The organism is Beduini sp. (assembly GCF_047239305.1).
Lineage (GTDB): Bacteria > Bacillota_I > Bacilli_A > Erysipelotrichales > Coprobacillaceae > Beduini.
On the sequence record NZ_JBKTEM010000002.1, the window covers coordinates 122,046 to 142,853 of the forward strand.

Genomic DNA, 20,808 nt, shown 5'->3' on the forward strand with positions numbered 1-20,808 from the left:
AACTTTGTTATGATGAGGGTACAAGGAATGGAGGTTCACTATGAAGATCAATAGTATCATCAAAAGACAACGTAAGCAATTATCGTTAACACAAGAGCAGGTAGCCCAGTATTTAGGCGTATCTATTGCGGCAGTCAGTAAGTGGGAAAGCGGACATACTTATCCAGATATAACCCTCTTGCCGCCGTTAGCACGCTTATTAAAAGTTGACCTTAATACACTATTATCTTTTAATGAAGAATTAACAGATCAGGAAATTGCAGTATTCGTAAATGAACTTTCACAAAAAGTCGGCAGTATTCCCTTTTCTGATATTATGGAAGAGGCAAGAGAAAAAATAAGAGAGTATCCAAACTGTGATCGATTGATCTGTAATGTTGCTATGACGATCGATGGTGTTTTAGCAATGGATCCAAAAGCAGATAACACAATTTATCAAAAAGAGATCGATCAATTGTATGAACGCTTATTAAAAAGTGAAGATCTTATTATTCGTCATCAGATATTAGCTCTTTTAATCAATAAATATATTGCCGCAGGAGAACTGGAAAAAGCTGAAGCATTACTAAATGAAATTCCGGATCGTATCGTAGATAAAACAAGAATTCAGGCTAATTTGCTGATTCAGAAAAAAGAATATCTAAAAGCAGTTGAATTACTTGAAAAAAAGATGCTCAGCTATGCAGAAAATCTGAGAGATACCCAGCTTTCTTTACTAACGGTTAAAAAAGAATTAAAAGAGTGGGAAAGTATGGAACGAATAAAAGAGGTTTCGAAGCAAACCATCGCTTTGTATGAACTATGGGAATATGGATCGAATTTAGTAGATATGCAGTATGGTATACTTAGGAAAGATGTTGTAAGTACGCTGAAAGGGCTAAAGGGATTGCTTAAATCAATAAAACACCCATGGTCAATTGAAAATTCATTGCTTTATCCTCATATCCCTACTAAAAAGTCAGAAGAAGCAGGACTGCCAGAATACTATCTCAAAAGCTTGACAGAGGAAATAAAACAAGAAGAAGCCTTGGAATTCCTGCATGGTAATAAAGAGTTTGAAAAACTTTTGGATCAAGATTAGTAAAACAGCTTTTTAGCTGTTCTTTTGTTTTAATGTCGAGGACTTTTTATGTCTATCAAAACATGTAAAGATCACGCATACTTTGACGAACGTTATTTAACATCATTTAAAAGGGGCAATGCTATAATAGTTTGGGAGGTAAAAATATGGCAGAAACAATAACAGTTGAAGTAAAAGATCCGGTAGGATTATATTTAACGCCGACAACGGTATTGGTCAATATTGCAAACAACTTTTATAGTGATGTAAAGATGATCTATGAGAAAAAGGAAGTTAACCTTAAAAGCATGATGGCAGTCATTTCACTAGGGGTGCCGACAAAAGCAATTTTGTCTATCCAAGCTAGCGGAGATGATGAATTAGCCGTCATTGCTGAAATGAAAAAGGCGATCACTTCTTCAGATATTGGTGTTATACTTCATTAAAAAAACCCTTGCTTTCAAGGGTAAGTACATATTATTTGTTTTTCATAATTGGAGAATAAGCCTCCGGACGGCGGTCACGGAAAACGCCCCAGCTTAAACGCATTTCCTTAATTGCATCTAAGTCAAATGTATGAATGAGAATTTCTTCTTGATCACGCTGACCACTCTTCACGATTTCACCGGTTTCATCGGCGATAAAAGAAGATCCATAAAAATTTAAGCTTGATTCTTGATAATTGTTTTCTTTGCTTGGAAACACTTTTTCTTCACCAATTCGATTGCTGGCAATTAAGGGCATAATATTACTGGCAGCATGTCCCTGCATACAGCGTCGCCAATGAGGCATACTATCACACTCCAATACGGGTTCACTGCCGATTGCGGTAGGATAGAATAATAATTCTGCCCCTAACAGTGCCATGCAGCGTGCAGATTCAGGAAACCATTGATCCCAGCAGATCCCAACACCAATATTTCCGTATTTTGTCTGCCATACTTTAAAGCCTGTATCTCCGGGCGTAAAATAGAATTTCTCTTGATAGAAATGATCATCGGGAATATGGGTTTTACGATAAATTCCCATTACTTCACCGTTGGTATCGATCAAAGCAACGGTATTGAATAGAGAATTGCCATCAATCTCATAAAAACTAATCGGTAAAACAATGTCTAATTCTTTTGCGATAGGCTTAAAGCGTAAAATAGCAGGATTATCTTCAAGTGTAGTAGCTAACTGATAGTAATCATAATTTTTTTCCTGACAGAAATAGGGAGTCTCAAATAGTTCCGGCAATAGAATTATTTGGGCTCCTTTTTTTGCGGCTTCACGAACAAGTTTTTCAGCTTTAGAAAGAGTCTCTTCTTTATTCCATGACATTGCCATCTGAATACTTCCAACGGTTACTTTTCTCATTTATAATCCTCCTTTAGGTATCTGTTGAGTAATGCAATGAATATTGCCGCCACCGATTAAGATGTTACGTGCATAAATCTGAATAACTTCACGATCCGGAAAAAGCTGCTGCAATAGTGCCTTAGCCTCCTTATCCATAGGATCATTGAATCCGGGCATAATGATCTGTTGATTCGCTATATAAAAATTAACATAAGATCCTGCCAATCGTTCTCCTTGTGTTCGGGTTGGCTCAAAATTCATATGATCGAGACCGTTACATTCCTCCTGAGTAATTAAAATAGGAGAAGGCATGGGTATTTTATGTACAATTATTTTTCTTCCCTGAGCATCGGTTTCATTGTTTAAGATGTCTAAACAGCTTTTAGATAAGGCATACTGCGGATCATTTTTATCTTCACACCAAGCTAAAACTACTTCTCCCGGTCTGATGTAGGCACAGATATTATCCACATGTTCATTCGTTTCATCATTATAAATTCCTGATTTAAGCCAAATTACTTTCTCAACGTTTAAATAATCTTTCAGCTTTTGAGTTATCTCTTCCTTTGATAAATCTGGGTTGCGCCCTTTGCTTAACAGGCAGGCCTCCGTAACAATTGCGGTACCTTCACCGTCTACATGAATAGCTCCCCCTTCTAAGACAAAATCTTGAGCATCATAGATATCTTTATCTAAAAGATCACACATTTTTTTTGCCATTTGATTATCCTTATCCCAAGGGAAATAGAGCCCATCTTCAAGTCCGCCCCAGGCATTAAAATACCAGTCAATCCCTCTGACTATCCCTTCTTTGTTTCTGACAAAAGTCGGACCGACATCTCTTGCCCATGCATCATCACTGCTCATTTCTACAACACGCACATAATCCGGCAGCATTTCTCTGGCATTATTATATTGTTTATGACTGGCACACATAATTAATTTTTCTGTTTTTCCAATGGTGCTTGCTACTTCCACAAAAGCCTGACGAGCTTTGATTGCTCCAAACTGCCAAGAATCGGCACGCTCGGGCCAAATCATAAAGCAGCCATCATGCGTCTCAAATTCTGCCGGCATATAAAAACCATCTTGTTTTGGTGTAGATCTTAATATTTTCATAGGCACCTCCATCTTTATTTTATTATAGAAAAACATGTATAGCTTGTAAACATAAATTAATATTGAAATAATAAAAGGGCTTTCAATTTAATGCGTGGAGGTATAAAATAAAATTTAAAGATCGGAGGAATTAAAATGAACATAAAAATAGAAGAAGCTGCTCAGCACCTAAGTGAAGTCATTCAAATTAAAAGCTTGTCCAGCCGCATTTACGAAGAAATTGATTTTGAACCTTTTTTGAAAATACATCAATGGTTAAAAGATACCTATCCTTTGATACATCAGCAGGCAAACATAGAAGTGATTAATACCGGGGCGCTGCTTTATACGTTTAAAGCCAAAGCGCCGAAGAAACTTCCTCTTTTATTTATGGCACATATGGATGTTGTTCCTGTAGATGAAAAAACAGCGGATCAATGGAAGTTTGAAGCATTTTCCGGAACAATTGATAATCGTATCATCTATGGGCGTGGTGCTAAGGATATGAAAAATCAAATGGTCGCTTTCTTTGAAGCTACGGAATTAGCTTTAAAAGAAGGAAAAGAATTTGATTATGATCTGTATTTTTGCTTAGGCTATGATGAAGAAAACGGCGGTCTTAACGGAATGGCAAAGATCGTGGAGCATCTAAAGCAGCAAGGGATTAAAATTGGTACAGTGATTGATGAAGGCGGAACCATTAATAACGGTGTAATGGGAATCCCCGGAGAGTTTGCATTAATCGGAGTCAGTGAGAAAGGCTTCGCAAATGTGAAAATAACGGCTAAAGGTATTGGAGGGCATTCTTCTATGCCACCTATTCATACCGCTTTAGGAAAGGTCTGTAAGGCCGCAGCTTTGCTGGAGGAACATCAAATGCCGATTGTTGTCAGTGATGTTTTTAAGGAAATGATGAATACACTAAAACCATTTTTACCCTCAGAAATCAGCAGCAGTTTAGATATTGAAGATTCAAGAAAAGTAGAAGCAATGGTTGCCAATATGTCTTCTGCCAACGCTCTTTTAAGAACCACAACGGCAGTGACTATGGCACAAGGGGCACCAGCACCTAATGTTTTGCCAAGTGTTGCCTCAGTGATGGTTAATTTCCGTATTATTCCCGGAGATTCAATTGACAGCTTAGTCAGTCATATTCGTGAGGTAATCGGAGATGAATTTGAATTAGAGTTTCAGCAGCGTTCAGAGCCTTCAAAAATCTCACTCATGGATGAAGAATATCAATTGCTCCAGCAAACCATCAAAGAAGTTTGCCCGGAATTAAAAGCAGCTGTCCCTTTTGTTATGGTTGGGGCAACTGATTCAAAATACTTTGATGATATCTGTGATCATATCTATAAGTTTGGGCCATTTAAATGCAGTGATGAGGAATTGAAAACAGTTCACGGAGTCAATGAGTTCTTACGCTTTGAGGACTTAGAGCTAGGTATCCGCTTCTTTTATCAGATGCTTCACAACTATGTTAAATAGAGCAAATTCTTGCTCTTTTTTTGTTGCCTATAACTAGATACTTTGCTGTGAAAATAATTTTATATTTAGGATTATTAATTTGTATGTAATGCATCTATCTTATTTAATAATAGTGAATAATAAAAACAGCTAAACAATAAGGTCAATAAATATAAGCGGCTATTGGTATATGTAAATAAAAGGAGCAGTAAGATAATAAACAAAATACCGAGAATGATCATCTCATTTTTTAGTAAAGTTTTTATATTATTATTGAACATCATTATTATAAGAAATGTAATGAGTGTGATGAATATATCGGCAAAGGATAGTTTTAATTCATTTATAGCGGCATAACTTCCCAGTATGATCATAAGAATAATAAGGATCGCTTTTAAAGCATTGATATATTTATATTTAATGTAGATACCTATAAAGAATAAGATATTGAGGATATATAATATAAAGTTTATCTGAATATTCTATCTCATAACAAAATAATTAATTATAAAACATAAAGTAAAATATAAACATGTATTAAGACTGTTTTTTATTTGCTTATCTGTCAATTTCATGTAACACTTTCCTCTCTTTTAGATCACTAATAATCTCCATTATACAATTATAAAAAATACAACATAATATGTATTATGTAGTCATAAAATAGAAATATTTTATATTACATACCATTTAAGGGAACTATAGTAATTTCTATACAAGCAAATTTTTCCTCTATTAATCAATATAATTACTAAAAGTTACTTTTAGGTGCAGTATTGCCTATTATGTCTAAAAATGATATTATATAATTAATAAGTGGTTATTTTATGATAAATTAAAATAATATGGCGGTATTATTCGGATAATCCATTGACCTATACAACATAATACATATTACGTTGTCTCAATGTTAAAGTTATTTAGTCAAATTTTGGCTGAAAGAAAGGAGGAAAAATAAAGAAGCAGCAGGAATTTTGTATTGTATTAATAATGATTGAAATAAGTAGTAGATAGCCCCAATCATTATAAAAACTTATAGGATGCGATTATTAAAAATTTGAATAAGTGTATTTATTTAGCAGATGATTATAAAATAATTGACGAAGCCAATTAAAGAATCATTATCATATATAAAAATGCCTCTGAAAGAGGAGAATTGGGGAAAATATAATGAAATTGATAAAACTAGGATTATTAATTTTATCACTGTTGCTGTTATCGGGATAATACAAAAACAAAGTAATTGAGATAATGGTATTAATATGGTTATAAGACTTGGAAAGAAAAAACTTACAAGAATCGATTTTAAATAAAGTAAAAGAAAGGAATGCCTTGATTGACATTCCTTTTTTGGTTAAAATGATAAATCTTCACCATTAGTTTCAATAACTTTTTTATACCAGTCAAATGATCTTTTCTTAGTGCGTTTTAAAGAGCCATTTCCTTGATCGTCCATATCTACATAGATGAAACCATAACGTTTTTTCATCTCTCCGGTTCCAGCAGAAACGAGATCAATACATCCCCAAGGGGTATAACCGATAAGATCAATTCCATCTTTTTCAACGGCAATCTTCATTTCAGCAATATGTTTTGCCATATAATCGATACGATAGTCATCATTGATTGAACCGTCTTCTTCTACAACATCAATATTTCCCATTCCGTTTTCAACGATCCACAATGGTTTTTGATAACGGTCATAAAGTTCGTTCAACACATAGCGAAGACCTTTTGGATCGATAGGCCATCCCCAAGGCGTTTCAGGCAGATAAGGATTAGAAGAAGCCTGCTGTCCGCCGGTAGTGACTGTCACTTCTGCTGTATGATCAAAAGCAGTTGTACGATAGTAAGAGAAAGCCAAGAATTCACTCGGATATTGTTTTAAGATCGCTTCATCTCCCGGTTCCATTTTTAATTCAAAACCATATTCTTCATAGATACCTTTTGCGTAAGCAGGATAATATCCTCTCATCATGACATCCGCAAAAAGCAAGGCTCTCCTTCTAAAATCATAGGCACCGAATACATCTTCCGGCTGACATGTTTTTGGATAGATTCCGCTCAATGCTAACATACATCCAATTTTGAAATCAGGATTAATTTCATGACCAATCTTGTTTGAAAGACTGCTTGCTACCATTAAATGATGAATAGCTTGGTATTTGCTTGCCGCTTCTTCGGGTTTAAATGCATTTGGTGTCACACCGCCATCAATTTTAGTTGTATTAGCCGTTTTATTCGTTGTTCCTAATGTCCAGTAACCCCCTAATACATTAATTTCATTCACAGTAATCCAATATTTAACTTTATTTTGATAGCGTCTGTACAAGGTTTCACTGTAACGAACAAAAAGATCGATTAATTTACGATTTGCCCATCCGCCATACACATCAGCTAAGTGCTGAGGCATATCAAAGTGCAGGATCGTCACTAATGGTTCAATACCGTATTTTAAACATTCATCGAAAACCTCATCATAGAATTTTAATCCAGCCTCATTAGGTGTTTCATCATCACCGTTTGGAAAGATTCGAGTCCAGGAAATAGATAAACGATAACACTTAAATCCCATTTCAGCGAATAAAGCAATATCTTCTTTATAGTGATGGTAAAAATCTGTTGCCTGATGACTTGGGTAATAAACATCTTCTTTGATAATACCCACAGCTCCTTTTGGAAGAGAAGATCCTAGTGTCGTTGCTCCGATCTCTCCGCCTTTAGTACGATAATAAATTTTTCGTGGTTCTGTATGTGTTCCGGCAGAGATCATATCAGATATTGCTAATCCACGACCTCCTTCATTATATCCCCCTTCATATTGATTAGCTGCGGTAGCTCCGCCCCATAAAAATCCTTTAGGAAATGCCATTTTTATATCCTCCTTCATAGTACAGGTTTATCATATCAAAATATCTGTATAAGAACGATATTTTTCATAAAATGGAACCACGGTATGTATGTAAAGTGTTGATAATATTGGTAAGCTCTGCACATCAATTATAAATCATGATATGATAAAAAAAGGAAAAAGGGAAAAGTTTTCCTTTCCCCTAAATCACTACTTAATTTCTGATTGTGCATAGATACTTTTTATTTCGTCTTCAATTAAAGGATAAAATTCTTTGACTAATGTTTTATTCAAAGCTTCATTATCTTTTTTCTTTTTGTTTAAAGAGTAATAAAGATCATATATAAATGTTGATTTACCTAACATATATTGAACTTGAATAATATAGTCATCTAAATAATCTCGTGTATTTAATATTACAAATTCCGGTTTAATCAATTTAATATCTTCATGTCGATATTGGATCGAGATTAATTCATAACGATTGAATGTGACTGATTGTGAATGGTCCACAAGAGGCATGTCAGGCTGATCGTTAAGCCAGTAAGTGTAGCCTAAGAACATCCAAGCTAAGGTTGCGGAGAGTGAATAGACATAGAAAACACCAAAATCAAAGAAGCCGCCGATAAATTCACTTAAAAAGATCATGATAAACAATAAGATGATGAAATAGGCTCGCTTATTCTTATACTTATTTAAAATATCACGAGTAACAAACATAGTCTTAATAAAGAATAGGAAGAAGATCGCAAAACCAAATATTCCGGCAGTGACCAATGTCTCTAAGAATACGTTATGAGAATGTAGGATTTGCTGACCATAATTTGCGGAACCGGCATCTTGATCTACCAGCATTTTACGGAAATTGCCTGCACCGATTCCATGAAGCGGATCTTTCTGCCATACTTTGATAGAATCCTTAGCTAACGTGATACGCCCACTTGTGACCTGATCGGTTAATTCAATAATCTTAGGAATGTTGCTGATGCTGCCGCTCATCGTTAATTCGATGATTTCTTGTATGCTTTGGAACTGGAATCTTCCTTCTTCTTTCACGCTGGCTCCTTGTAATTGAGGAATGATATAAGCGACTTTATTGATAATGGCTGTGCCAAATAAGATGGATAGACATAGAACAATATTCAAAGTAATACGTTTAAGCTTAGAAAATTCCTTTGCCCGAAAGAAGTAATAATAAATAACCGCTGTCGAAACAACCGCAAGAATTAGTATAGCGGCTCGGCATTGCGTTAATATAATATAACCAAGCTGAATGCCGATATTGGCTATGTATAATATTCGGAAATGGTATTGATTACTAATGGCAATAAGGGAAAGCAGAACTGTAATGACAGCTAAAAATGATGCCGGATTACAGTTGAAATAAATTCCAAATAAACGAGTTCCGACTAATCCCAAATACCACCCGTTACGTGTGGATGAAATATTAAGAAAGTACATTCCCAGTGAAATAAAAGAAGCTGTTCCAACCAATACTGAGACAAACGGAATAATCAATTTCAATTCTTTTTTCAGCTTTTTAAGTGTCATTGACCTTGGCTGGGCAAAGATCAATAAAAAGATAAACATCTGCATGATGGCAATAATGTAAGAAGTTTTATCTGAATAGGCTTTGTTGTAATAGGTGGCAATACATAATAATGCTCCATATAAAAATATTAGGATCAAATGGTTTTTAGAGTAGATGACTTCCTTTTTAAACAAGTCATACAATAAAACAATAGCTCCATAAATAAAGACAACGATATATAGTGGATTTGTTTGAATGCCAAAATATCCCAATGCTAAAGTATTAATAAAGACATAAAAAATAAAGAGTAATTTAAAGTTAGTTCTATTTATCAGTTTCTCAAGCATAATTTTCCTCCCCAATGTCCTTATTATATAATAAATTTATGTAATTAAAATGTTTTCTATAATAAAATCCCACAGACACAAGGTCTGCGGGATCGATTCTATTATTTTGATAAGTCCTCTCCGTTAGAAGCGATGACTTTTTTATACCAATCAAATGATTTTTTCTTAGAGCGTTTTAATGTTCCTTTTCCTTCATCATCCATATCAACATAGATAAATCCGTAACGTTTTCTCATTTCACCAGTACCGGCTGAAACTAAATCGATACATCCCCAAGGTGTATAACCCATTAATTCGACACCATCAATTTCAACAGCTTTTTTCATTTCTGCAATATGGGCTGCTAAGTAATCGATACGATAATCATCATTGATTGAACCATCTTCTTCTACAGTATCAATAGCTCCCAGTCCATTTTCAACAACAAACAGCGGTAATTCATAACGATCATATAACTCGTTTAGAGCAATTCGTAAACCAACCGGATCAATCTGCCATCCCCAGTCATTTGCTTTTAAATGTGGGTTTTTAATATTGCGTTTTTGGTTACCATCAGTTGTTTCTGCATCTGTACGGATTGTTGAAATTCCTGAACTGTAATAACTAAAACCAATGAAATCGACAGTACCATCTAATAAAATATCATCATCAAATTCTTCTTTTTCTATTACTACACCGTTTCTTTCAAATTCTTTTAATTTGTAGTTTGGATAATATCCACGGCATTGCACATCACAGAAGAATTGTTTAACATGCATTTCTTCTATGTTTTTCATATAGTTATCCGGATTGCAGTCTTCTGGATAACTTGTACCATAGGCAATCATCATTCCGACTAAGTTATGCGGATCGATCACATGTCCTAATAATACAGTTTTAGCACTTGCTACAAAAACATGGTGCAAAGCTTGATAACGTGTCTGATCATCATATGCTTTTGTTCCTAAAGTATTCCATGCACGCATGAAGTTAATTTCATTAAATGTTTTCCATAATGTTACTAATCCTTTATAGCGAGTAAAGCATACTCTAGCAAAGTTTACGAAATAATCAACAACACGGCGATCTAGCCATCCATCCATTTCATCAGCTAAATACATTGGCATATCAAAGTGATTTAAAGTAACTAATGGTTCAATATCATATTTTCTTAATTCTTTAAATACATCTTCATAGAATTTAACACCTTCTTCGTTTGGTTCTTTTTCATCTCCTCTAGGGAATAATCTTGACCAAGCAATAGATAATCTGAATGTTTTAAATCCCATTTCTGCAAATAAAGCAATATCTTCTTTCCAATGATGATAGAAATCAGTCGCTACATGGCTTGGATAATATTGATTTGGATCCACATATCCGGTTGCCCCTTTTCCTAATTCCTGATCACGGGTAACATATTTAATTTCTCCGTCAGCTGTTTTAAAAGATATCTTTCTTGGTACAGTATGGCTTCCATCGGTAATCGCATCTAATGTTGAAAGTCCTTTACCACCATCTAAATATCCACCTTCGTATTGGTTAGCAGCGGTAGCTCCGCCCCATAAAAATCCTTCTGGAAATCCCATAATATAATTCCTCCTCATTATTTTTATAATAGCAGTTTTTAAAACGGTTTCATGATTTTTTCATTTTATGGAATAAAATTATTTACAGTGAATTAATAGAGACTGCATATTAATGTTGATAAATTAAATATTTGCTTTTTATGATAATGTCCCTTATTTTTAGGATCAGTTTCATTCCTATTTCCATAAATATCAAGAAAGAGTAGATATAATAAAACCCCTCTGGCTGTCAATTCAACTTTTGGGGTAGCATCATAAAATATTTTGTTTAATACGGCATGCAAACAATCTCATGTATTTGTGTTTTTAGTATATTTGAAGCATATTCAGGGGTAATGATACAGACGGTATCTGCACCGCTTCTGCTTCCGCCTATACATACAACCGGTTTGCCATACTTAATTTTTCCGGCATCATTTGCCATAACTGAAATTTCTACACAAACCTTGACTCCGCGTGAAATCATGCGTAATGTATCTGCCATAATCTCAATCGGGTAGATACCCTGATGTACTTTGCTTAGTCCGCGTTCGGCTCCGCTTAACACATGGGCAGCAGTGACTACTTCAACATTCATCTCTTTTAATTCTTGTCGGGTAATCTCCTGCATTGCATTTTTTCCGACAGCACGTGATCCATAGGCGTGTGTAACAGTAATAATTTTACCTTTAAATTCAGTTTGACGAGCAGTTAATGCTGTTTTCATTGCAGTATCTCCGGAAGTTGTCGCAACAACAATGTCTGTATTGAGTTCAATGGCTTTCGCAATCGCTAAATCTAACGCTTCTTTTGTATTAATGGGTCCTTCTTTTTCAAATACTCTCATATTATTTTCCTCCTTAACACGGTTTCTGATTTTATTGTACTAGAGTGTTAAAGAAGAGTACAGCTTTTATATTTAAAATGGAAGCAGATTTAGATGTTCCAGCAATATTTTTAATCCCATTACGATTAAGATGATTCCACCTGCTAATTCAGCTTTAGCTTTAAATCTTTCACCAAAGATATTGCCTATTTTAACTCCAATCATCGATAACACAAAAGTAGTAACACCGATGAAAGAAACCGCCGGAACGATATTAACACTTAAAAAGGCAAAGGTTACCCCAACTGCTAATGCATCTATGCTTGTTGCAATCGCAAGCAACAGCATGGTTTTCATATCCAGAGAATCATTGCATGATCCTTCTTCATCATCGCCCAAGGCTTCGCGAATCATATTGATTCCAATTGCCGCAAGTAAAACAAAAGCAATCCAATGGTCAACACTTGTGATATAGTCTTTGAATTGCACTCCTAATGCGTAACCCAAAATAGGCATTCCGGCTTGGAAGATCCCAAAATAAAGTCCAATGATCAGATATTTTTTAACGGTTACTTTCTGCATCGATAATCCCTTACAGATTGACACTGCAAAAGCATCCATCGATAATCCAACTGCTAGTATGAATAATTCAATTAAGTTCATAAATTTCTCCTTTGATATGGGAATAAAAAAGACTTCCCTGTATAGAAAAACTATACAGAAAAGTCTCGTTATTTAAAGCAAAACCAGATCAGACGATCATTATGTTGATTTTGCTACACGGTGTGCTAACTACTCCCTTAATTCTGAACATGTCTAATTATAATATAAAAAACATTTGAATTCAACCGCTTTTTATGCTCTGTTCTTTTTGAAAAGATGGACTTCATCATTTAAACTGTCTTTTTCTTTCCATCTTGTTTTGATTGTTAGATAGACTAAAAAGATAGAACCATATTCTGCCAGTACCAGCAATCCAAACTTGCTTTGATAAAATAAAAATATCTTTCCAATGTAGGGAATATGAAATACGTATTCCCCAATAATATCACTGCGCAAAGTATGATAGTTATCATATGTATCTGCTATTTCTGCTTGTGTACGATAATAGGTTTCACCTTCATCAACCTGCGTGGTTTTGAAGTAATGGGTCAATATGATATTTTCTCCAAAGCGATCGGCATGAAAGGTGATGATAGTGCCCGGTTCAATCGGTGCATCCTCATCCAATATATGCGTTAAAACAATGGAATAAGTTGGGATAGTAGGCTCCATACTGTCAGTTAGAACTGTGTAGAATTGATAGCCAAGCAAACTAGGTACTTCTTTTGGTATCAAAATTAAAGCTGTAAACAATACCACAAAATATACGATAACATAAGGAAAAAAGAAGGATGTTATTTTTTTGATCTTTTTCATCAAACACCCTCCTTTAAATATTATTGATTATTTACTTTGATGATTTATGAAGCTGGTGTAGTTTTAACTAATTGACCATTTATACTAACAGTGACACTTGTATTAGCTAAAGTCGGGTCTTTAATTTTTAAATTGACAGTATAAGTATTAACCCCATCAACAACAGTATCCGTATAGGCACCGTCATTTAGAGTAAGGGCAGTGTCTCCTTTTTTAATCTCGATTTCATATTTGCTTGGATCTAAGGCTGTTGTTCCATCATTTCCTTTTACAGTAGGTGTCAGATTCAGAGTATTTACTGTACCATTAACCGTGGCAGCTTTAAATGTGTAAGTACCAGTATATGTGATTTCATTATTCGTCGTTTCTAAATCTCCACCGGTAAATGCAGTAGCATTTGCCTCTAATGTAACTCTTTCTCTAATAGCAATAGTTTGGTCTGCAGTATCACTTGTCTGATCCCAAGCAGCATAAGTAGCAGCTGAAGTTGTGATTAAAGCGGCAGCTGTTAAAACACCTAAAATTGTACTTTTTTTCATATTAAATTCTCCTTTTTGATTTTTTCCTCAACTCAATTGTATATCGAAAAAAGAATTTTGGGTAATGCTTGTTTGCTGCGTCTTTGTTATAAATAAAAAGTATAACAAGCGTTATACTCAGGGATAATACTGCTTAAATATTTCTAAAAAGATACTTGCAGAGTCAGAAAGGGTATTCTGCTTCCTTTTTATCACAATTAAATTCATTTCTAAATCACAGTTTTCAATTAATAAACTTTTAATATGGGTTTTTGCCAGCTCTTTAATTTGCCATTTATGTCCGCATAAGAAAGCGTTCGTGTTTTTTATGAAGTGTATGATCGCATGATAATTACTCATTGTTAAGGTATGTGTAAAGGTAGATAGCTGAACATTATCGACACTGATAGAAAGATTAATGTTTGAAAACAAATCATACGGCAGGTGAATATATGTATTTTCTAATAAGTCATTGGCGTTGATTTTATCCTTACTAGCAAGAGGATTGTTCTCATTTAGATGTACATACAGGGGACCGCTGTCCAATATTTCATATTCCAGCTCTTTTAGTTCACACATCTTTTTGAAAACAGAAAGCTGGTGGTTATTCAAAACAGTAATACCTAGCTCTGATTTTAGACTGCTGATATTTTCAATGACTTCTTCACAGGTGGTCTCAAACATATGAATTTCTGTATCGGCAGATCTGATGTGATCGTAAAACAATAAAATCAGATCATCTCTTAAGAAAATAGAATCAACGGATATAGTTAATTTATTAAACAAGTCATGCGGATTCATATATTTCAGTTTTTCCAGCATTTGAAATTGAGTTAGAATAGATTTTGCGTAAAAATAAAGGGACTGACCAGCCGGTGTTAGCTGAATCCCCTTATTTGTTCGGATGAGCAGAACTTGTCCCATTTCTTCTTCCAGTGAATGAATCGAACGACTGACATTAGGCTGAGTCATATATAGTTTTTTTGCGGCTTTATTAATACTGCCGCTGTCGATGACCTCGACAAAGTTTTGCAGTTGCTGAGTTTTCATAAAAGACTCCGTTTCTTTATTATGCTAGTCTATATTAATAGAAAGAGATCGTATATATCTTTCAAATGACGCGAGATCAGCCGAAGTTTTAATAATGACAATAATACGTTCGGGGTGTTCAAGAGATTCAATAATGCTGATCGTTTTATTTTCCTGTAACGCAGTGTGAAGGGATTGAAGCAAAGTCTGAATTTTTTTCTGTGACTCTTTTTGCTGATAAACCGATTGAATAAATAATTCGGAAATTTCATTATAAGAAAGTGTAATATCCGTCATTCTTGGTTCGCCAAACACACGGCCCATCGCTTCATAAGTTGTCAGCCAAACATCTCCGCTTTTACGCACCTCATCAGGTAAAAACTTGTTTCGTTCGACAGCTTTTCTTAATGTATTCCCATTCGCAAAGCCCCATTTATCGGCGGCTTCACTAAAAGTCAGGACTTGGCTAAGATCAATCATTATTTAAAACCCCCATTTTTACTTTATTATATAGGTTTTTATTAAGATTGTATAGAGGACGATGAAGCAGAAAGTGTATCTTCTATGAATGTTTTAATTAGATCAATAAATATTTCTTTTTGATCTTCAAAGACAGCGTGACCACAGGATTCTAAAAGATGATACTGTATCAACTTATTAGATGTCATGCTGATTTGTTGGTCAATATTTTGATATAGGCAGATTGGGTCTTCTTTACCTTGCAATATTAAAGTCGGGATGGAAGCCTCGTCAAAAAGATATGGAAAAACATGATTAAAGAACCAAGAAGACATTGCCGCAATATGTTGTATGGAAGAGATTGTATTTTGCGGACTGAAAATAAAATCACGCACTTTTGATAAGGAAAAGAAGGCTTCCGGTGTCGGATCATCTAATGGCTGCAGTTCATTTTGCATAGACGGATCCATACGTTTTTGATAGGGGGCACTCATCCTTTTATAGAAATCTAATGCCTGTTCACGACTGAATGTGATTGCCGGACTGCTTAATATGACACCATTAAATTCGCTAGGGAATCTCTCCATGCATAATGAGGCTAAACAGCCGCCAAAAGATCCTCCCCATAAGAATAGAGAAGTGAAGTTATAGCGTTCTTTACTATCTTTGACTACCGCCAGCACATCATCGGTTATCAATTCAATAGGCAATCCTTCTTTTAAATCATAATTAGATTTACCGCTTCCTCTTTGATCGAAGTGCAGACATAAATAATCCTTTTCAAAGGCTTGAAAAGCAGGGAGTTCAATTACTGGCATTGCTCCGCTGCCGGGACCGCCATGCAGAAATAAAACGGCTGTTCTTGCTTGAATATTTCCTAATGCATAAACTTGCAGATGGATATTATGACTTTTTATTGAATAAGTATTCATGATTAATTTCCTTTCTGTCGCTATATCGTGACAAAATAATCGTAACATTAATACTAAAGAACTGCAAGTGCTTTCATATAAGAAAAAAGATAAACCGAGATTGATTTATCTTATAAATTTATTGAACTTTTTAAATGACGTACTTTCATCTGTTTACGGGGGATCATTTCATCTAAATAAAATTGATCCTCCTGACGAATAAATTTCCAATACTCCTGAAATTCATTATTAATTATACGATTGATCTTGCGTGATGGTTTAAGAGAACCGATTGGCTGAGTTTCTTCTTCCTGTGTTACAATAAAAGGCTGGTGGTCATGATACCCTTGGATATAAACCCAAAAATAATCCTGTTTATTTAGATCGGCATGAATAGCGACAATCCAGCAGCAGCTTATCTTTGTATGTCGAGGCGGAAGATACCCATTTTGGTAAATCGCCCAATTAAGCGGAGTGGACCAAGCATCGTAGGCAGCAGGTGTCATATATTCTTTTGCGATATCCAAGCGCTGTTCAACTGCGGCAGTCTGTAAAGTTTCAAAGGTATCATAAATAATTGTGTATAAGTGATCTTCATTAAAGAAATCTGTTTCTTTCTCTAAACGATGAACATATTTTTTTGCTTCTATCCTTTTAAAGATAATTCGGCTTTGGAATAAAAGATAAAAGGTAAGCAGGATAAAAGCAAGAAAGAGCGTTTCTAATAAAGATTGTATTTGTTGTAAAGACGGGTTCATAAGCATTCTCCTTCATTTCTATTGTAAGAGATTGAAATGACTTATTCAACACGTTTTCATTAGATATCCTTATAGAAATCATGGTATGATGTAAGAGGTGATAAAGATGACAATACAACATCAAGTCGTATTATTTAAAGAAAATATACCTGCTCAAATTTTCCTGCAAAAGCCGTCCGGTAAAAATGCTTTAGCGTTGCCGCATTGGCATCATAGTCTGGAATTTAATTATGTCAAAGAGGGTAACATGAAAATTATGATTGACTCTAAGACAGAAATTGTGGGTGCGGGACATTTTGTTTTTGTGAATTCATCTTTGATTCATGCGACAGATTCCTTGGATCGAAATGTGAATCTTGAAGTCGTGACAGTATTGATCTCCTATGAATGGGTAAAGAAGTATGTCAGTGATATCGATCAGTATTTCTTTAATTTCGTTGACAATGATCCGGAGATTATTCAGATTATGCTGGAAATTGATCATTATTATGATCAAAAAGAGCTATATTACAATATTAAAGTAGCAGCCTTGATTCATGAACTGCTTTATGCACTATTAGAAAAGTCGCAGATGTTAAAAAAAACAGGGGCTTATTTACAGGCACAGCGTAATATTGAATATGCCAAAGAAGCTATTGAATATATTGAAACACATTTTCAGGAACCTTTAACGTTAAGTGAGGTAGCGGTTAAAGTAGGGTTGTCATCCGAATATTTTTCACGTTATTTTAAAAAGGTCACAGGAGATACGTTCCTGCATTTTCTTAATCTTACACGTGTTATTTATGCTAAACAAAAGATTGAGGAGGGGGCTTCTATTACACAGGCAGTGATAGATGCCGGATTGCCTAATGAGAAAACATTCCGCCGTGTATTTAAAGACAGCTATGGTGTAAATCCTAAAGAATATTTTAAACAGATGTCAAAAATTGACCGTTGATCAGTCAATTAGATATCTGTTTTTTTATCTGTAAGCGTTTTATACTTATAAAAAAGGAGGCAAGAAAATGAAACAAACGTGGTGGAAAGAAAGTGTCATTTATCAGGTCTATCCTCGCAGTTTTAAGGATAGCAATTATGATGGAATTGGTGATATAAATGGAATTCGTGAAAAATTAGATTACTTAGCTGATTTAGGGGTGGATGTTGTATGGCTTTCACCAATTTATGCTTCACCTAATGAAGATAATGGCTATGATATTAGTGATTATCAAGCTATTATGAAAGAATTTGGGACAATGGAGGATTTTGAAGCCTTATTAAATGAAGCACATCAAAAAGGTTTAAAGATTGTGATGGATCTTGTAGTCAATCATACTTCAGATGAACATCAATGGTTCATTGAAAGCCGTAAATCAAAAGATAATCCCTATCGTGATTACTACATTTGGAAAGAAGGAAATCAAGACCATTATCCTAATAACTGGGGTTCTGTTTTCTCTGGACCCGCTTGGCAATATGATGAAGCAACAAACATGTATTATCTGCATTTATTCGCTAAAAAACAGCCTGACTTAAACTGGGAAAACAAAGCTATGAGACAATCTGTCTATGATATGATGACGTGGTGGCTGGATAAAGGAATCGATGGATTTAGAATGGACGTTATTAATATGATCTCAAAGGATCAGAACTTTCCAGATGGTGAAAAAAATGGTGGGTTGTATGGAAATTCTTCTCCTTATACGGTAAATGGTCCAAGAGTACATGAATATTTAAAAGAAATGAATAAAGAAGTTTTGTCTAAATATGATATTCTAACCGTTGGTGAAACTCCGGGTGTCAGTGTCAAAGATGCGATGGGATATACGGGAGAAGATGAACATGAATTAAATATGGTTTTTCAGTTTGAACTGATGGATATTGATTTAGGACAATATGGGAAATGGACCCCTGTGCCATTTGACTTATGTAAGCTGAAAGCAGTTATGAAAAAATGGCAGACAGGGTTAGAGAATAAGGGATGGAACAGTTTATACTGGAACAACCATGATCAGCCTCGTGTTGTGAGCAGATTCGGAAATGATCATGAATATCATATTAAATCAGCGAAAATGCTGGCAATGTGTCTGCATATGCATCAAGGCACGCCTTATATTTATCAGGGGGAAGAATTGGGTATGAGTAATGTCCGTTTTGATTCTATCCATAATTATAAGGATATAGAGATCTTAAATGCTTACAAAGAGTTAGTAGAAGACAAGAAAGTATTGAGTGAACAAGAATTCATGAAGGGCGTTTATTCTCATTCACGCGATAATGCCAGAACACCGATGCAGTGGGATGATAGTGCTTATGCCGGATTCTCTGAGGTTCAGCCATGGATCGCTGTTAATCCAAATTATACAAGCATTAATGCCAAATCACAGGTGAACGATCCGGATTCTGTCTATTCGTTCTATAAACGACTGCTGACTTTGCGTAAAAAGTATAAAATTATGATATATGGTCATTATGAAATCTTAGATGAAGAGAATCCGAATACTTATATGTATACCCGTACATTAGAACAACAGCAATTGCTTGTGATGTGCAACTTTACAGATCAGAAGCAAACAGTAGAAATTCCTAATGACTTATTAAAAGAAGCAAAGGTACTTATCACAAATGATGTAGAGAAGCCATTAGAAAAAATCATGACACTAAATCCATACGAATCGGTTACTTATATCTTATAAGCTGTGCTTAGGCACAGTTTTTTCGACTTTATTCCTATTCTTTTATACGGTATTATATAAGTATAGGATGAAAGGTGGTGCGAATATGCCTTTAAAATATGAAAAAATAGATTTAGATCAAGATATGCCAATTAAATTGATTGATATTTATTTAGAAAAAGATCACCCCATTTTAGCCAAGCATTGGCATCATAGTATTGAAATACTTGTACCTTTGTTAGGTGATCTGGATGTTTGGATCAATAATCAAAAGATTTTGGTAAAAGCGGGAGAGGTCTATATTATCAATTCTAAAGATATTCATAATGTTAGAGGAGCGGAACCGACGAAGCCTTATAAGGGATATGTACTGCAAATAAATTATGAGTATATGCAATCATGTTATCCGCAGATTGATGAGATTTATTTTAAAGAGATTAATAATGAAGAAACTCTCATAAAAGTTAAACGCCTTATTTTTGAAATAATAAAAGTGTATGATGAAGAAGATTATCATCGATCTTTAAAAGCCAAGAGTTATCTGCTGATGCTGATCTATTTGCTTTTAAGTGAACAGAAAGAAAAGAGACCACAGGCAACGATTATTAAAAGTGATCGCTATCGTGAAAGAATAGCGGATATTGTAAATTACATTGAAGTGCATTATAAAGAAGAGCTTTCGATCGATTTTCTATCGGCAAAGTTTGAATTATCAAATGGTTATTTATCTAAATTATTTAAAGATCATTTAGAGACAACAGTTAAAGATTTCATTACTTCAGTGCGACTAAAAAGAGCTTATAAAGATCTAGTGAATACAGATTATCCAATAATAGAAATAGCATTAAATAATGGTTTCCCAAATATAAAATCCTTTAATACAGTTTTTAAAAAAGAATATCACGATACTCCTATGCATTATCGTGTAATGATGAGAAAATGCCTATAATTATGTGAGAAAACGGTAAGAATGTAAGCGCTTATAATTCTAT

The 20,808-nt window shown here is 34.6% G+C and carries 19 protein-coding genes; 6 read left to right on the forward strand and 13 right to left on the reverse strand.

The genetic code is table 11. The features are described from left to right. The first annotated feature begins 40 nt into the window (after positions 1 to 40). The gene (locus tag ACLRVU_RS04365) at positions 41 to 1,081 is read left to right on the forward strand and encodes a helix-turn-helix domain-containing protein (RefSeq protein WP_412890843.1); all 1,041 of its coding nucleotides are present in this window, start codon (positions 41 to 43) and stop codon (positions 1,079 to 1,081) included. Positions 1,082 to 1,227: 146 nt separating this feature from the next. Then, the gene (locus ACLRVU_RS04370; protein ID WP_412890844.1) at positions 1,228 to 1,506 is read left to right on the forward strand and encodes an HPr family phosphocarrier protein; all 279 of its coding nucleotides are present in this window, start codon (positions 1,228 to 1,230) and stop codon (positions 1,504 to 1,506) included. 31 nt (positions 1,507 to 1,537) lie between these two features. Here ACLRVU_RS04370 and aguB read toward each other — a convergent pair whose 3' ends face one another. Both aguB and aguA read right to left on the reverse strand, forming a co-directional pair. Continuing rightward, complete coding sequence (gene aguB / locus ACLRVU_RS04375; protein ID WP_412890845.1) at positions 1,538 to 2,419, reverse strand: N-carbamoylputrescine amidase; 882 nt, start codon at positions 2,417 to 2,419, stop codon at positions 1,538 to 1,540. Beyond that, entirely contained in the window at positions 2,420 to 3,520 is a 1,101-nt protein-coding gene (aguA, locus tag ACLRVU_RS04380) for an agmatine deiminase (protein WP_412890846.1), read from the reverse strand. Positions 3,521 to 3,655: 135 nt separating this feature from the next. Here aguA and ACLRVU_RS04385 point away from each other — a divergent pair, with 135 nt between their 5' ends. Then, positions 3,656 to 4,987 (forward strand): M20/M25/M40 family metallo-hydrolase, encoded by a 1,332-nt coding sequence (locus tag ACLRVU_RS04385; RefSeq protein ID WP_412890847.1) that lies wholly within the window; start codon positions 3,656 to 3,658, stop codon positions 4,985 to 4,987. A gap of 1,333 nt (positions 4,988 to 6,320) precedes the next feature. Here the strand turns inward: ACLRVU_RS04385 and ACLRVU_RS04390 are convergent. The 11 genes from ACLRVU_RS04390 to ACLRVU_RS04440 form a co-directional block, all read right to left on the reverse strand. Further along, the gene (locus tag ACLRVU_RS04390; protein ID WP_412890848.1) at positions 6,321 to 7,838 is read right to left on the reverse strand and encodes a family 1 glycosylhydrolase; all 1,518 of its coding nucleotides are present in this window, start codon (positions 7,836 to 7,838) and stop codon (positions 6,321 to 6,323) included. A 189-nt stretch (positions 7,839 to 8,027) separates the two neighbouring features. Further along, positions 8,028 to 9,695, reverse strand: a complete 1,668-nt coding sequence (locus ACLRVU_RS04395; protein ID WP_412890849.1) for an O-antigen ligase family protein — start codon at positions 9,693 to 9,695, stop codon at positions 8,028 to 8,030. Between the two features lie 101 nt (positions 9,696 to 9,796). Then, entirely contained in the window at positions 9,797 to 11,260 is a 1,464-nt protein-coding gene (locus ACLRVU_RS04400; RefSeq protein ID WP_412890850.1) for a 6-phospho-beta-glucosidase, read from the reverse strand. 268 nt (positions 11,261 to 11,528) lie between these two features. Continuing rightward, positions 11,529 to 12,086 (reverse strand): pyruvate kinase alpha/beta domain-containing protein, encoded by a 558-nt coding sequence (locus ACLRVU_RS04405; RefSeq protein ID WP_412890851.1) that lies wholly within the window; start codon positions 12,084 to 12,086, stop codon positions 11,529 to 11,531. 72 nt (positions 12,087 to 12,158) lie between these two features. Next, the gene (locus ACLRVU_RS04410) at positions 12,159 to 12,728 is read right to left on the reverse strand and encodes a manganese efflux pump MntP family protein (RefSeq protein ID WP_412890852.1); all 570 of its coding nucleotides are present in this window, start codon (positions 12,726 to 12,728) and stop codon (positions 12,159 to 12,161) included. Between the two features lie 192 nt (positions 12,729 to 12,920). Then, positions 12,921 to 13,484 (reverse strand): hypothetical protein, encoded by a 564-nt coding sequence (locus ACLRVU_RS04415; protein WP_412890853.1) that lies wholly within the window; start codon positions 13,482 to 13,484, stop codon positions 12,921 to 12,923. A 44-nt stretch (positions 13,485 to 13,528) separates the two neighbouring features. Beyond that, the gene (locus ACLRVU_RS04420) at positions 13,529 to 14,023 is read right to left on the reverse strand and encodes a hypothetical protein (RefSeq protein WP_412890854.1); all 495 of its coding nucleotides are present in this window, start codon (positions 14,021 to 14,023) and stop codon (positions 13,529 to 13,531) included. 117 nt (positions 14,024 to 14,140) lie between these two features. After that, positions 14,141 to 15,052: a LysR family transcriptional regulator gene (locus ACLRVU_RS04425; protein WP_412890855.1), complete on the reverse strand. Its 912-nt coding sequence runs from the start codon at positions 15,050 to 15,052 to the stop codon at positions 14,141 to 14,143. Positions 15,053 to 15,076: 24 nt separating this feature from the next. Beyond that, a complete protein-coding gene (locus ACLRVU_RS04430; RefSeq protein WP_412890856.1) occupies positions 15,077 to 15,511 on the reverse strand; it encodes a helix-turn-helix domain-containing protein in 435 nt (144 codons plus the stop codon). 41 nt (positions 15,512 to 15,552) lie between these two features. Next, positions 15,553 to 16,422, reverse strand: a complete 870-nt coding sequence (locus tag ACLRVU_RS04435; protein WP_412890857.1) for an alpha/beta fold hydrolase — start codon at positions 16,420 to 16,422, stop codon at positions 15,553 to 15,555. A 110-nt stretch (positions 16,423 to 16,532) separates the two neighbouring features. Continuing rightward, positions 16,533 to 17,159, reverse strand: a complete 627-nt coding sequence (locus ACLRVU_RS04440; RefSeq protein ID WP_412890858.1) for a hypothetical protein — start codon at positions 17,157 to 17,159, stop codon at positions 16,533 to 16,535. Between the two features lie 106 nt (positions 17,160 to 17,265). On the opposite strand from ACLRVU_RS04440, the gene ACLRVU_RS04445 reads away from it, so the two are divergent. From ACLRVU_RS04445 to ACLRVU_RS04455, 3 genes are all read left to right on the forward strand, one after another. After that, on the forward strand, positions 17,266 to 18,099 hold the full coding sequence (locus ACLRVU_RS04445; RefSeq protein WP_412890859.1) for a helix-turn-helix domain-containing protein: 834 nt from the start codon (positions 17,266 to 17,268) through the stop codon (positions 18,097 to 18,099). Between the two features lie 67 nt (positions 18,100 to 18,166). Beyond that, positions 18,167 to 19,837 (forward strand): glycoside hydrolase family 13 protein, encoded by a 1,671-nt coding sequence (locus tag ACLRVU_RS04450; RefSeq protein WP_412890860.1) that lies wholly within the window; start codon positions 18,167 to 18,169, stop codon positions 19,835 to 19,837. 85 nt (positions 19,838 to 19,922) lie between these two features. Beyond that, positions 19,923 to 20,765 carry an AraC family transcriptional regulator gene (locus ACLRVU_RS04455; protein WP_412890861.1) on the forward strand — a complete coding sequence of 281 codons (843 nt, stop codon included), beginning with the start codon at positions 19,923 to 19,925 and terminating at the stop codon, positions 20,763 to 20,765. Positions 20,766 to 20,808: the final 43 nt, after the last annotated feature.

Coding starts and splice junctions, on each gene's coding strand:
- ACLRVU_RS04410 (WP_412890852.1), bottom strand. CDS start 12,728: ATGAACTTAATTGAATTATTCATACTAGCAGTTGGATTATCGATGGAT.
- aguB (WP_412890845.1), bottom strand. CDS start 2,419: ATGAGAAAAGTAACCGTTGGAAGTATTCAGATGGCAATGTCATGGAAT.
- ACLRVU_RS04395 (WP_412890849.1), bottom strand. CDS start 9,695: ATGCTTGAGAAACTGATAAATAGAACTAACTTTAAATTACTCTTTATT.
- ACLRVU_RS04420 (WP_412890854.1), bottom strand. CDS start 14,023: ATGAAAAAAAGTACAATTTTAGGTGTTTTAACAGCTGCCGCTTTAATC.
- ACLRVU_RS04370 (WP_412890844.1), top strand. CDS start 1,228: ATGGCAGAAACAATAACAGTTGAAGTAAAAGATCCGGTAGGATTATAT.
- ACLRVU_RS04455 (WP_412890861.1), top strand. CDS start 19,923: ATGCCTTTAAAATATGAAAAAATAGATTTAGATCAAGATATGCCAATT.
- ACLRVU_RS04450 (WP_412890860.1), top strand. CDS start 18,167: ATGAAACAAACGTGGTGGAAAGAAAGTGTCATTTATCAGGTCTATCCT.
- ACLRVU_RS04365 (WP_412890843.1), top strand. CDS start 41: ATGAAGATCAATAGTATCATCAAAAGACAACGTAAGCAATTATCGTTA.
- ACLRVU_RS04430 (WP_412890856.1), bottom strand. CDS start 15,511: ATGATTGATCTTAGCCAAGTCCTGACTTTTAGTGAAGCCGCCGATAAA.
- ACLRVU_RS04390 (WP_412890848.1), bottom strand. CDS start 7,838: ATGGCATTTCCTAAAGGATTTTTATGGGGCGGAGCTACCGCAGCTAAT.
- ACLRVU_RS04405 (WP_412890851.1), bottom strand. CDS start 12,086: ATGAGAGTATTTGAAAAAGAAGGACCCATTAATACAAAAGAAGCGTTA.
- ACLRVU_RS04435 (WP_412890857.1), bottom strand. CDS start 16,422: ATGAATACTTATTCAATAAAAAGTCATAATATCCATCTGCAAGTTTAT.
- aguA (WP_412890846.1), bottom strand. CDS start 3,520: ATGAAAATATTAAGATCTACACCAAAACAAGATGGTTTTTATATGCCG.
- ACLRVU_RS04445 (WP_412890859.1), top strand. CDS start 17,266: ATGACAATACAACATCAAGTCGTATTATTTAAAGAAAATATACCTGCT.
- ACLRVU_RS04400 (WP_412890850.1), bottom strand. CDS start 11,260: ATGGGATTTCCAGAAGGATTTTTATGGGGCGGAGCTACCGCTGCTAAC.
- ACLRVU_RS04385 (WP_412890847.1), top strand. CDS start 3,656: ATGAACATAAAAATAGAAGAAGCTGCTCAGCACCTAAGTGAAGTCATT.
- ACLRVU_RS04425 (WP_412890855.1), bottom strand. CDS start 15,052: ATGAAAACTCAGCAACTGCAAAACTTTGTCGAGGTCATCGACAGCGGC.
- ACLRVU_RS04415 (WP_412890853.1), bottom strand. CDS start 13,484: ATGAAAAAGATCAAAAAAATAACATCCTTCTTTTTTCCTTATGTTATC.
- ACLRVU_RS04440 (WP_412890858.1), bottom strand. CDS start 17,159: ATGAACCCGTCTTTACAACAAATACAATCTTTATTAGAAACGCTCTTT.